The organism is Microbulbifer jejuensis (assembly GCF_047289955.1).
Lineage (GTDB): Bacteria > Pseudomonadota > Gammaproteobacteria > Pseudomonadales > Cellvibrionaceae > Microbulbifer.
In genome coordinates this window covers 46,364-60,103 of record NZ_JBLBUB010000018.1, presented here as the reverse complement: position 1 = coordinate 60,103, position 13,740 = coordinate 46,364, and the positions used below count along the sequence as shown (strand labels likewise).

Sequence of the window (13,740 nt, the reverse complement as noted above, 5' to 3'; positions counted from 1 at the left end):
CAAGATGCGCATTGACCCCCTGGGTAAAAAGGTCCACTCTCTGCACAAAAAATAACCGCCAATATTTCTTCGCCACACTGCATCCATTGCCTGCACAGATTGCGTCATAGGAAGAAGACGACAAAAACAGGAACAAACTCCATGTGGAAACCACTCGGTATTTCAGTACTTATCGGGCTCGGGAGCGCAAACCAGGCCATAGGCCACGATGTCTCTGGAATCACTGGGGACAACTGCAAAGTATCGCTCCACTATCCGGTTCGTGTCGGCCCCGATTTCCTGGAGGTACAAAACACCGATAGCGACTATCAACTGGTACATTTCGCAACTCCAAACCAGCTGCTGGTCGATGGAAAGTCTGTCCCCTTGAACCAGCAACAACAGCAACTGTTGCAAGACTACCGCCGGCAGCTGCACCGCGCTGGGCGGGAAACACTACTGATCACCCTGGAGGCCATGGATATCGCCATGGACGGGCTGTCCATGGCGATTGCTGCCCTGGCTGGCCCGGATCACCCGGACAATCTTGAACTGCAGCAGTTCTCCAAGGAACTGCTGCAGCGCACCGAGGAACGTCTCAATCGGGAGGGGGAAATCTACCAACTGGGATATTCCGAGATCGGGGACTTCATTGATAAGACAATAACCGAGGAGTTTGAACCGCGCATAGAGCAACTTGCCAGGGAATCCGCCACAACCATCGCCTGGCACGCCATTAAAGCGGTATTTACCGGTGGCCACAGCCTTGAAAAGCAGATTACTGAAAAGACCGAACAAATGCTGGAGCAGCGTTCAAATCAAATTGAGCAACACGCCGAGCGGCTGTGTGCATCCCTCTCGTCTATTGACCGGCTGGAACAGGAGGTACACCAATCCATCCCTGCGCTCACAAGTTATGACCTGGTCAGGGTAGAGTAGATTTCATCCCCCCCAACTCGGCCGCTATGCGGCCTTTTTTTTGGCTTTTATCCACAGATATGCCAACTTTGGCCCGCTGACTGTTACCAGTCACCCGGCAACCAAACAGCATACCGGGCTGAACAACCGGCGCATCTCCCCATCAAACACAAGAAATACACCGGTTCACGTGGCTTGTTACAGCTGGCCGTCAAACAGTTCCAAAGGCACCTTTCGACCGCCTGCTATGCTCTTCATTTGAAGCTTATTGTGCAGCCAGTTCGTCGATGCGCTTGCCATCCACATCCAGTTCCATCATGGGACCGATATCCAGATCGCGAATACCCTTTTCGATTTTGCTCTTGTCACCGACAATTACCCAGATAAATTGCTCCGGTTTAATCGTCTCGCGAGCCAGGGTGTGGATAGAATCCAAATCTGCACTGCGGATCTGCTCAGCATAACTATCCATATAATCCAGAGGACGCTCGTAGGTCACCATGCTGGAGACCGCGCTGGACACGGCATTGATGGTCTCGAAACGGCCGGGCAGCTCATTCACACGTTTATCCTTGACTTTCTGCAACTCTTCCTCTTGCGCCGGCCTGCTGCGGGTATAAGCACGCAACTCTTTTTGCAGCTCCTGTAGGGACTCACTGGTTTTGTCGGTCTGAACCGGGGCGTAGACGATCAGCGGCTGCTGTCCCTTGGCACCGGTCATAAAAGAATAGGCGCCATAAGCCCAATGTTTGTCCTCACGCAGATTCATATTGATACGCGCGGTAAATGTGCCGCCGAAAATGTCATTCATCATATGCAGGGCTTCACGCTCTGCGATTTTCTCAGATGGCGCCAGCAAGCCGCCGATTATCATGGTCTGCTCGGCACCGGGCTTATCGATCAGATAAACGCTGGCCTTGTCCGGGTGTGCCACCTGAGCCAGGTTCTTCTGTGGCAGTGTGGTCTCTGGTGCACGCCAGTCGGCAAAATACTGCTCCAGTTTTTGTGTCAATTCGCCCAGGGTAATATCCCCCACAGCCACCAGGGTGGCATTGTCCGGGCGTATCCAGGTCTGGTGATAACCCTCCAGATCGTCGCGTCCCAGTGATTGGATAGAGGCCTCGCTACCGGAACCGGTGAGAGGTACCCCATAGGCATGATTTTCGCCATATAGAAGTGGTGGCAGACTGCGCAGAGCCATATCCACCGGGCGGGTTTTTTCTTGTTGGATGGCGGCGATCCAACGTGCGCGCTTGCGTTCGATTTCATCATCGGAGAAGGCCGGGTGCAGAACCACATCGGCGAACAGTGCTATGGAATCGTCCAGGTTCGCTTTCAGTGCATTGAGACGCACGGTGGAGGAGTCGATATCCGCCCAGGTGCTGATATGTGCCCCGAGCATCTCCTCTTTGGCACTGATTTCCAGGGCGCTCAGGTTGCTGGTACCCTCCTTCAGCATGGACATGGCGTAGCTGGAAGTGCCCAGTGTATTCCCCTGGTCAGCGGCATAACCGGCATCGAACTGCAGGCGCATATCCACCACCGGTACCGAATGGCGTTCTGCCAGCACCACTTTCAGGCCGTTGGAAAGCTCGGCAGTTTGTATTTTGGGAAAGGGCACGCTGGGGAAATCGCCGGTTTCCGGCAGCTTGGACCTGTCTGCGCCCGACTTCGCCACAGCATATTCGGCAAAGGGATGCACTTCCAGATTGTAGTCACCGTTTGACAGCCATTTCTGCGCGGCAACCTGTACCTGTTGTGGGGTAATTTCCTGCTTTACGCTCAACGCATCCAGGTAGGCAGTGGGGTTGTCCAGGTAAAGCTCTCCGCGGGCCAGGATAACGCCCTTGCCGCTCCAGCCGCCGACCTGCTCCAGATCCCGGGCATAGGAGGCGTACGCGCTCATATTGACACGCGCCAGCTCCTCCGCCGTTGGCCCCTCCTCGAGAAAACGCTGCAGTTCCTCTTCAATGGCTGCCTCTATTTCGGACAGTTCGACGCCGGGTTTTGCATTGGCGATGATTTGAAAAATTGAGGAGAGTTCAAATTCGTACAAGGGCACACTGACATCCGTGGCAATCTGGTCCTTATAGACAAGGCGCTTGTATAACCGCGAGTTCTTGCCGTCGCCGAGCACTGCAGCCGCCATCGCTACGGCATTGGCGTCCTCATGGGTCAGATTGGGGGTGTTCCAGACTTTGTAGAGCCGTGACTGGGCCACGCGATCATACATCTGCTCGCGACTCGACTGGTCGCGTTTGGCAATCCAGGCTTTTTTCTTGATCAGGGGTGGGCCGGCGGGAATATCACCAAAATATTGGCTGGCCTTCTCTTTGGCGGTGTCAAGATCGATATCACCCGCCAGCACCAGAACTGTATTGGCGGCCCCGTAATACTGCTTAAACCATTCGTGGACATCTTCCAGGGTGGCGGCCTCAAGATCCGCCATAGAGCCGATCGTGCTCCAGGAATAGGGGTGACCCGCTGGGAAAATAGCCTTCTGCATGCGCTCCCAGACTTTGCCATAAGGCTGGTTTTGCCCCTGGCGCTTTTCGTTTTGAACCACGCCGCGCTGCTCATCCAGCTTTTCCTGGGTTATCACACCGAGCAGGTGTCCCATACGATCGGACTCCATCCACAGCGCCATATCCAGAGCGTTGCTCGGCACTGTTTCAAAATAATTGGTGCGGTCCAGCCAGGTGGTACCGTTCATACCGGTAGCCCCGGCCAGTTCGAAGGGCTTGAAATATTCGTCGTTGTAGTTTTCAGAGCCGTTGAACATCAGGTGTTCAAACAGGTGGGCAAAGCCCGTGCGGCCGGGTTTCTCGTCTTTGGAGCCCACGTGATACCAGACACCTACGGAGACAATCGGAGCCTTGTGATCTTCGTGCACAATAACGCGCAGACCATTCGGCAAGGTAAATCTTTCATATGGGATTTGCAGTGCTTCTGTAGGGCTCATTTTCGCCGCAGCCGTATTCAGGGTTGATTCGGCTTTGGGTGAACTTGCACTGTTTTGCGGCGCTTCACCACAGGCAGCAATAGCTAGCGATAGCGCCAGGGGGATACTGTGCTTGAGTACAGTTTTCATATCAGTTTCCTTGTCGGGCAACCTCAAATGGTCACTTTCCCGGCAGGGAGTACTCGCGGGAATAGCAACCGGGAAAATGTTAGCCGAAAACGACCGTTGTGTTTATCGCTTTTCCAGACTGCTTACCATCTCTGGGCATGGTAGCCCAGCGTCAAACTCCACATTGATCTGTGCTGGTATTTGGAGGCGGCACTTGTCTTTTGGTCTTCCGGTTCAGGGGTTATATAGGCTCTGGGAGCATTTGGCAAACCCATTGGCCTGGGATCAAAGGCAACCCCTTGATTTAGACGTGCGCCCCGCCCGGCGGGTCTTACGGAGAATTTTGATATCCGGCAGATTGTTGCAACAGCGCCTGTCGCTTTGGAAAACGCGGTCATTGCCGGGGCAATACATAGGAAACAGATCTCTATAATCCATACGTTGGCACCGAATGAGTGACCGGAGCCTGTGGCAAGTGTGCCGTTTATCAGGGTGACAATTCAAAGGCAAGTTGATCCCTGATGCGGGCTGGCGCAGGCGGAAGCAGCCCAAAGAATGGGCATCCCAGGGCAATCTGGCTCCGGCTGGATTCACAGGGAGGGACTGGGAATCAGCCAAGGCCGCATAAAGCGGGAGATAAGGTCATGACACTCCATCCAGTGTCCCGATCTTTTGCACATAGGGCGGCACCAGCCAAGCTGCGTTTTGGCAGGGCTGCTGCCAACCCCGTTTCAATCCCCTGCGGAGTAGCTCAGTGAGTGGATCAGTCCAAGCCCCTCGACCTACCGTCTCAATAGCGTTATTCTTGTTTACCGTAACTTGTTCCTTGGGCGATTGATTGTGAGATAACAACAAATCAACCCATACACTGCCTCTTCTCAAGATCTCAAATACCAAATTTGGTTTCAACTCTCACCTTTTGCAAGACACCCGCATGGATATCATTTTCTCCCTAGAAGATATTGAAAATCAGTTTTCGGATAATAGCCTCATTCGTGGTAAAGCCTATCATCAACGTGGCAAAGTTAAAAAGTACCAGGCCTCCCGTGATTTTCACAAAATTTACGGCGTCGTGATCGGCTCTGGCAACAGGAACTACGATCAGAATATCACTATTGTAAACCGTAAACGACATAACGGGCCGAAGATTATTGGGGACTGTACCTGTCCTGTCAGTTATAATTGCAAACATGTTGTCGCAGTACTTTTTACCCTACTGGAAGAAAATACAATACCCAAAGTTGTAACCGGAAATATCTCTATTCTTGATCGCTGGCAAGAATGGCAGCGGGGTAATTTGGAAGAAGAGCGCATATATGAAGATCGGCTCACCAGCAATCAACACCTGCTTTATACCCTCAACTGGAATCAGCAGTACCATTCGCCACATGTCAGTGTAAATATCTATTCCGCAAGACCATTAAAAAAAGGCGGTTATGGTAAGTCACAGCGTGAGCAGATCTACCGGGCAAATCACTTGTCTTTTTCCGAGGCTGACAAACGGATTATCGGGTTTTTAAAGCTTCTCTCTGAGCTGAACCCCCGATCATCGATTCGCGGTAAAGAGGGCACTTTGCTCCTTGACCAATTGTTAAAAAGTCAGCGCCTGTTTAACAATATGGAAGAGCGGATTCCAATTCGGCAAGGCGAGTCAGTTGAACTGGCATTGCAATGGGACACAGCCGGGTCAGCCACAGCATTGAAACCCATTATTGACGGACTTGCGCCTGGTTGGCACCTGATTCCCACTGATCCACCCAGTTACTTTGATTCCAATTTGAACACAATTGGTCTTATCAACACCTCTATTAGTGGAGCGACGCTCGAAAAACTGGTCAATATGCCCCCTGTACCGGAAGACGCACTGGCTAAGGCATTTCCTTATCTGCAGAATCTGGCCGGAGTCAACACCCTGCCCATACCAAAATCACTGCCTCTTAATGTCATTGATGACGCGGTAAGGCCGGCGCTAACGCTTAAGTCTGTTCAACTCCCACACAGTACCGAGCGCATCCATGTCGCGGATTTTCGCCTGCTCTATGGTCCTATTCCGCTGTCAGGGGATGAAATTTTCTCCAAACAGCCCGTCACAGCAGAGCTACAAGAATACCAGGGACAATTGTACCGCCTAAACCGGGATTTTATGCGGGAGGAAGAGGCCACCCAGACACTGTTCAAGTGGCCTTGGCATTTTAACTCCGACCAGCCGGCCCAACCGTTTCTGACATTTTTGAACAGCGGTTCCACCATCAAAGCCATAGAACAATGGCACCAATTTATTCAGAAAGGCATTCCAGAGCTTAAAGCCTCAGGCTGGTTGGTTGAGGTAGAAGAGAGCTTTTCTCTCAAAATTCACACTGTTGAGGAATGGGGGTGGGAAGCAGAACAGGAGTCCAATGACTGGTTCTCCCTGGGAGTTACAATTGATATTGAAGGACAATCACTTCCCCTGATCCCTCTGCTGATAGGTTATCTGGAACTGGGTGCAGAAACCCACGCCAAAAAAGAAACCCTGATCCCGTTTGGTTCCGGTGAATATATCCGGCTCCCCAATACGCTGTTTAAGGATCTCAGCGCCCTACTGGAGGAGTGGTATAACAGTGAATCCAATGGACTCAGAATTCCCAAGTATGCAGTGGGAGACCTGCCGGAACAAGAGATTACCTGGAGTGGCAACAATAATCTCAAGACTATGGCCCGACATCTGCATAAAGGGCCCCAACCGATCAAACCACCACGCACCCTGCGCGCACAATTACGTCCCTACCAACAAGCGGGTTTAAACTGGCTGCAGCACCTGCGCAGGTTAAACATGAACGGTATTCTGGCCGATGATATGGGCCTGGGCAAAACCCTGCAGACACTTGGCCACCTACTGAAAGAAAAGGAGGGCGGGCGCTTGAAAAGCCCCGCCCTGGTGATTGTACCAACCAGCCTGCTCGGAAACTGGCATCAAGAAGCGGAACGCTTTGCCCCCAATTTGTCTGTCCTTGTATTGCATGGCAACCAACGTCACGAAAGCTACACCCTTATTCCGCAATCGAATTTGGTTATTACCACTTATCCGCTCATTGTTCGCGATGAAGAAATTTTCCGAAATCAAGAATTCCATATTCTTATTCTGGATGAAGCTCAGGTAATCAAGAATTATAAATCCAAGGCCTCACAGGTTGTTCGCACCCTGAATGCACAACATCGGATTTGCCTGACAGGAACACCTTTGGAAAATCATCTGGGTGAGCTTTGGTCACTTTTTGACTTTCTGATGCCAGGGTTTCTACAAAACCGGAAAAAATTTAACACCCTCTACAGAACCCCGATTGAAAAGCAAAGAAGTGAGGAAAAACAGGGGCAACTCTGTCACAGGATTTCTCCATTTTTGCTACGCCGAACGAAACAGGAAGTCGCAAAAGAATTGCCGGCAAAGACAGAGATTATATATCGGGTAAATTTTGGCAAAAACCAGGCTGCTCTCTACGAAACAGTACGCGCAGCAATGGAGAAGCGGGTGAGGGATTTGATGAAGCAAAAAGGTCTAAATCGATCCCAGATAGAAATACTGGATGCGCTACTGAAGTTGAGACAAACATGCTGTGACCCACAGCTTGTCAAACTCGAAAAAGCCAAAAAAGTGAAACAATCAGCAAAACTTGAAGCCCTCATGGAACTACTTCCGGAGATGGTGGAAGAGGGGCGTAAAATTCTATTATTCTCCCAATTCACGGAAATGCTGGCAAAAATAGCATCAAAACTCGACCAGGCGAATATTCCATACGCAAAACTAACCGGCCAGACTCGCAGGCGTCAGGAAGCTATCGACACCTTCCAAAATGGCGATATCCCCGTATTCTTGATTAGCCTTAAGGCCGGAGGCGTAGGACTGAATTTAACCGCAGCAGATACTGTCATCCACTATGATCCCTGGTGGAATCCAGCCATGGAAAATCAAGCCACAGACAGGGCCCATCGTATCGGGCAGGACAAGCCAGTTTTTGTCTATAAACTCATTTGCGAAAATACAGTTGAGGAAAAAATTCTTGAATTACAGGCGCAAAAGCAAGCCCTGGCCGATGCTGTATATAGCAAAAATCATGGAACTGTAAAAATGGATAGTGAACAGTGGTTGGCCCTTTTTCGTTAGCATGCTAGAAGAACCCATACACTTCGAGGGTTAATATTACAACACCGGTGAAAGGTGGCATGAACTGAGGGATAGTAATTTAGCAGGCTGCTAAAGCAAATTTGGCAAAAGACCACTTTGGGGAACAAGAACATACCGAAGAAGATTAATGGGACGACAAGGCTTTGGCCACGCGTGAGTTGGTTTCACGTCCCAACTGCTCAGAAATAAAGTTGCCAGCCTCTGCCAGTAACTGTAAATCCACGCCGGTTTCGATATCCAGGCCGTTGAGCATATAGAGTACATCCTCACTGGCGACATTGCCGGAGGCGCCGCGGGCATAGGGGCAGCCCCCTAGGCCGGCTACGGCAGAGTCCACTACCGCGACACCCATTTGCAGGGCGGCGTAGATATTGGCCAGGGCCTGGCCGTAGGTATCGTGGAAGTGCACCGCGAGTTTTCCCACGGGTACACTGGCCATCACCTGCTCCAGCATACGCTTGGCCGCTTCCGGGGTGCCAACACCGATGGTATCGCCGAGGGAAATCTCGTAGCAGCCCATCTCCAACAGAGCGGCACTGACCTCGGCCACTTTGACCGGGTCAATCTCACCCTCGTAGGGGCAGCCGAGCACGCAGGAGACATAACCGCGCACGGGGATGCCGTCCTGTTGTGCTTTCTCCACCAGCGGGCGGAAGCGCTCCAGGCTCTCATTGATGCTGCAGTTGATATTTTTCTGGGTGAAGGCTTCTGAGGCGGCGCCAAATACAGCGACCTCATCAGCCTTGGCTTCCAGTGCGCGCGCGTAGCCTTTTAAATTTGGCGCCAGTGCGCTGTAGACCACGCCGTCTTTGCGCTGGATACCCGCCAGTACTGCTTCACTGGCGGCCATTTGCGGTACCCACTTGGGGCTGACAAAACTGCCGGCTTCAATAATCGACAGACCGCTGGCACTGAGCTTGTCCACCAGGGCGATACGGGTTTCCACGGAGATGGGCTGCTTTTCATTTTGCAGGCCATCTCGAGGCCCGACTTCCACGATTTTGACGTGCTTGGGCAGGTTCATGATTGCGCCCCCTCTGCAAAATCTACCAGCAGGCTGCCGCCATCCACCAGCTCACCTTCGGCACAGAAAAATTGATGTACGGTGCCGGCAACGGGAGCGCGCAGGGTGTGCTCCATTTTCATCGCTTCCATCACCAGCAGCGGCTGGTCTTTTTCCACAACCGAGCCGGGCTCTACCAGCAGGGAAATAATAGTGCCGTTCATGGGGGCGTCGAGGCCATGGGCCTGGTCGTTGCTCTCGCCGATATCCGGCGGCAGCAACCTAAATTCCACTTGCGTGCCATCGATAAATACAGCACCGCCATCGCGGGTATTCACAGCGGAGAAACTCATGCGGCAGCCATCCACCAGCATTAGGTCACGGCCCGGCAGCAGGCGAATCTCGCCGCTATTTTTCTCCCCGCACAAGGCATCGCAGATCCAGCGCAGGCTGTCGCCTTCGGCAACAAAGCGGATCTGCGCGTGGTGGCCACGGTAATCCACGGTCTGGGTACGGCTGCCGGCGAGGGCATTGCGCCAGTTATCACCATTGTGCCAGGGGGAGTAGCGGTCCCGTTGTGGGGCGCTGTTGCGCAGATCCCGCTCTTCGCGCTGCTGCAGGTATCCGGCAATAGCGGCGCACTTTAGCGGAGTCAACGTCTGCTCCCGATGCAGTACTTCCGCCTCAAAGTCCTCAATAAAATGGGTGGAAACACGACCACCGGCGAAAGCCTCGTGATTGATCACCCGACGCAGGAATTCGATATTGTGACGCACACCGGCGATCTGGTAATCGCTTAGGGCGCGGTCCAGCTTGGCCAGGGCCTCTTTGCGGGTGCGGCCGTGGCAGATCAGCTTGGCGATCATGGGATCGTAATGCACGCTGATTTCATCGCCAGTCTGCACACCGGTATCCACACGCACGCCCTCGCCTTCCGCCGGCGGCTGGTGACGTACCAACACGCCGGTAGCGGGCAGGAAATCGTTATCTGGGTCTTCGGCGTAGATGCGCACTTCCATGGCATGGCCGTTGATCTGCAACTCATCCTGGCTCAAAGGCAGAGACTCACCGGCAGCGACTGCCAGCTGCCAGGCCACCAGGTCCTGGTCTGTGATCATTTCTGTGACCGGGTGCTCCACCTGCAGGCGGGTGTTCATTTCCATAAAGTAGAAGGCACCGCTGGCATCCAGCAGGAATTCCACTGTGCCAGCCCCCACATATCCGATGGCGTGGGCGGCGCGCAGTGCCGCTTCCCCCATACGGGCGCGCAGCTCCGGGGTCATCCCCGGTGCCGGGGCCTCTTCCACCACTTTCTGGTGGCGGCGCTGTACAGAGCAATCCCGTTCGAACAGGTAGACGCCATTGCCCTGCTGATCGCAGAACACCTGGATTTCCACATGGCGAGGGCTCACCACGTAGCGCTCCAGCAACATGATGTCATCACTGAAGGCGTTCATAGCCTCGCGCTTGGCAGCGGCCAGCGCTTGGTGGAATGCATCGGCGCTATCGACACGGCGCATACCTTTGCCGCCACCGCCGGCGGCGGCTTTGAGCAATACCGGGTAACCGATGCGATTGGCATGGCCTTCCAGCAGCTCTGCATTTTGGTTGGTGCCGTGGTAACCGGGCACCAGGGGTACATTGGCCTCTTCCATAATGCGCTTGGCGGCGGACTTGGAGCCCATAGCCTCAATCGCGCCGGTGGGCGGGCCGACAAAAATAATGCCGGCACTATCGCAGGCGCGGCAGAACCCGGCATTTTCCGACAGGAAACCATAACCCGGATGGATGGCATCGACGCCGGTCTGCTTGGCCGCACCCAGCACCTTGTCGATATCCAGGTAGGAATCCCTGGCCGGGGCCGGGCCCAGGCGCACCGCTTCATCCGCCATCTGCACGTGTAAGGCGTCGGCATCCGCATCGGAATACACCGCGACAGTGGCCACCCCCAGGCGGCGGGCGGTCTTGATAATACGGCAGGCAATTTCGCCGCGATTAGCTATTAACAGTTTGCGAATCATAAAAATTACCCTTCGCTACCATGCATCCAACTGGGTGCACGCTTTTCCAAAAACGCACTCAACCCTTCCTGCCCTTCCGGCGATACGCGCACGGCAGCGATCAGCGCGCTGGTCTGGCCCTGCAATTCATCGTTGATAACTCGGTTGGACATGGACATAGCCAGTTGCTTGGCCATGGCAACCGCCTTGGGGCCGTTATCGGCAATGGCGTTCACCAATTGCTGCACATGCAGATCCAGCTCGCCCTCGGCGCAGACTTCAGACACCAATCCGATCTGCTCGGCGCGCACAGCGGAGAAACGCTCCGCTGTGACAAAATAACGACGCGCATGGCGGGTGCCGATAGCATTGATGACATAGGGGCTGATAGTGGCGGGCAGCAGTCCAATTTTGACTTCAGAAAGGCAGAAGCTGGCGCGCTCAGTGGCCACCGCCATATCGCAGCAACTCACCAGGCCCACGGCACCGCCGAAAGCGGCGCCCTGTACCCGCGCGATGGTGGGCGCGGGGAAGGTGTCGAGCTTGTACAGCATGGCGGCGAGCGCAGCGGCGTCGCGGCGGTTTTCCTCTTCCGAATAAGTCGCCATGCGCTTCATCCAGTTGAGGTCGGCGCCGGCGGAAAAGCTCTTGCCATTGGAGGCCAGTACCAGCACGCGCACTGCGGGGTTTTGTGCCAGTGTGTCAAAAGTGTGAGCCAAGGCATGGATCAGTGCATCGTCAAAAGCGTTGTGGATTTCCGGGCGGTTCAGGGTGACCGTGGCCACACCCTCGCTATCCACTTCGCACAGCAATTTATCGCTCATTGTCATTCCTCGAATGGGGCGTCTCTTTTGCGCCGTGGCGTTCTATCACCCCCGCCGCAAACCACGGTTTGGTTACATGCGGAACACGCCGAATCGGGTCTCTTGCGGCGCCTTATGGGTGGCCGCCGCCAGGCACAGGCCGAGCACGCGGCGGGTATCCGCCGGGTCGATAACGCCGTCATCCCACAGGCGCGCGGAGGCGTAGTAGGGGTGACCCTGGTGCTCGTAGTTATCCACAATCGGCTGTTTAAACTGGCGCTCTTCCTCTTCACTCCAGGATTCACCCCGCGCTGCCATCTGGTCGCGCTTCACCTGTGCCAGCACGCCGGCCGCCTGCTCACCGCCCATCACGGAGATACGCGCGTTGGGCCACATAAACAAAAAGTTGGGGTCATAGGCGCGGCCACACATGCCGTAGTTACCGGCACCGAAAGAGCCGCCGATCAGGAGGGTGATTTTCGGCACCTTGGCGGTGGCCACGGCTGTCACCATCTTGGCGCCGTGCTTGGCAATGCCGCCCGCCTCGTACTGTTTGCCCACCATAAAACCGGTGATATTTTGCAGGAACACCAGCGGAATCTTGCGCTGTGCGCACAGCTCAATAAAGTGCGCACCCTTTTGTGCGCTCTCCGCAAACAGAATACCGTTGTTGGCGACGATGCCCGCCGGGTAACCATTGATACGGGCAAACCCCGTGACCAGGGTGGTGCCGTACAACGCTTTAAATTCATCGAATTCAGAACCGTCCACCACCCGCGCGATAATCTCACGCACATCAAATGGCTGACGCGAATCTTTCGGCACCACACCGTAAATGTCTTCCGGCGGATAAATCGGCTCCACCGGCGTTTGGATATCCAGATCCGGGTTCTTGATACGATTCAGACGCGCCACTGAGCGACGCGCCAACTGCAGAGCATGCACATCGTTATTGGCGTAGTGATCGGACACCCCGGAGGTGCGGCAATGCACTTCGGCACCGCCGAGTTCCTCGGCAGAAACTTCTTCACCAGTGGCCGCTTTTACCAGGGGCGGGCCCGCCAGGAAGATGGTGGCCTGCTCTTTCACCATAATGGATTCGTCTGCCATGGCCGGTACATAGGCACCGCCGGCAGTACAGCTACCCATGACCACCGCGATCTGCGGAATATTCTGTGCAGACAAATTGGCCTGGTTGAAAAAGATCCGGCCGAAATGTTCGCGATCCGGGAAAACGTCATCCTGGCGCGGCAGGTTGGCACCGCCGGAGTCCACCAGGTAAATACACGGCAGGTTGTTCTGCTCGGCAATCGTCTGTGCGCGCAGATGTTTTTTTACCGTGAGCGGATAGTAGGTGCCGCCTTTCACCGTGGCATCGTTGGCGACGATCACACAGGGTTGGCCGGATACGGTGCCAATGCCGGTAATAATGCCCGCCGCGGGAACCTCCTCACCGTACACATCGTGCGCGGCCAGTTGGGAGAATTCCAGAAATGGGCTGCCCGGATCGAGCAGCGCATCGATGCGGTCCCGCGGTAATAATTTGCCCCGCGCCAGGTGTTTTTCCCTTGCGCGTTCGCCGCCGCCCTGGGCGATAGCTTCCACTTTCTCGCGCAGGTCTGCCACCAGCGCCTGCATCTGCTCGCGGTTGTCACTAAAGGCGGCATCGCGCGTGTTTATTTTACTCTGCAACTGATTCATAAAATCTGATTCACTTTCCCGGAGAAAAGACCTCCACAGGGCGCGGCCTATGCCGCGGTGCCCGACTGGAGACAGCTGCCACCGGCAGGCACCGGCGGCGAGAA

At 54.6% G+C, this 13,740-nt stretch carries 7 protein-coding genes; 2 read left to right on the top strand and 5 right to left on the bottom strand.

Annotation, left to right across the window (positions count from 1 at the left end; all coding sequences use genetic code 11):
- Window positions 1–141 precede the first annotated feature (141 nt).
- Window positions 142–918, top strand: a complete 777-nt coding sequence (locus tag ACL7TT_RS12895; RefSeq protein ID WP_413395937.1) for a DUF2884 family protein — start codon at window positions 142–144, stop codon at window positions 916–918.
- 244 nt (window positions 919–1,162) lie between these two features.
- Here ACL7TT_RS12895 and ACL7TT_RS12890 read toward each other — a convergent pair whose 3' ends face one another.
- The gene (locus tag ACL7TT_RS12890; protein ID WP_413395935.1) at window positions 1,163–3,988 is read right to left on the bottom strand and encodes a M16 family metallopeptidase; all 2,826 of its coding nucleotides are present in this window, start codon (window positions 3,986–3,988) and stop codon (window positions 1,163–1,165) included.
- A 913-nt stretch (window positions 3,989–4,901) separates the two neighbouring features.
- Between ACL7TT_RS12890 and ACL7TT_RS12885 the strand changes: the two genes are divergently transcribed.
- Window positions 4,902–8,108: a DEAD/DEAH box helicase gene (locus ACL7TT_RS12885; RefSeq protein ID WP_413395933.1), complete on the top strand. Its 3,207-nt coding sequence runs from the start codon at window positions 4,902–4,904 to the stop codon at window positions 8,106–8,108.
- A gap of 145 nt (window positions 8,109–8,253) precedes the next feature.
- Here ACL7TT_RS12885 and ACL7TT_RS12880 read toward each other — a convergent pair whose 3' ends face one another.
- The 4 genes from ACL7TT_RS12880 to ACL7TT_RS12865 form a co-directional block, all read right to left on the bottom strand.
- Complete coding sequence (locus ACL7TT_RS12880; protein WP_413395931.1) at window positions 8,254–9,153, bottom strand: hydroxymethylglutaryl-CoA lyase; 900 nt, start codon at window positions 9,151–9,153, stop codon at window positions 8,254–8,256.
- Window positions 9,150–11,153: an acetyl/propionyl/methylcrotonyl-CoA carboxylase subunit alpha gene (locus tag ACL7TT_RS12875; protein WP_413395929.1), complete on the bottom strand. Its 2,004-nt coding sequence runs from the start codon at window positions 11,151–11,153 to the stop codon at window positions 9,150–9,152. Before ACL7TT_RS12875 ends, ACL7TT_RS12880 begins: the two co-directional genes overlap by 4 nt.
- Window positions 11,154–11,158: 5 nt before the next feature.
- Complete coding sequence (locus ACL7TT_RS12870) at window positions 11,159–11,956, bottom strand: enoyl-CoA hydratase/isomerase family protein (protein WP_413395928.1); 798 nt, start codon at window positions 11,954–11,956, stop codon at window positions 11,159–11,161.
- 72 nt (window positions 11,957–12,028) lie between these two features.
- The gene (locus ACL7TT_RS12865) at window positions 12,029–13,636 is read right to left on the bottom strand and encodes a carboxyl transferase domain-containing protein (RefSeq protein ID WP_413395926.1); all 1,608 of its coding nucleotides are present in this window, start codon (window positions 13,634–13,636) and stop codon (window positions 12,029–12,031) included.
- Window positions 13,637–13,740: the final 104 nt, after the last annotated feature.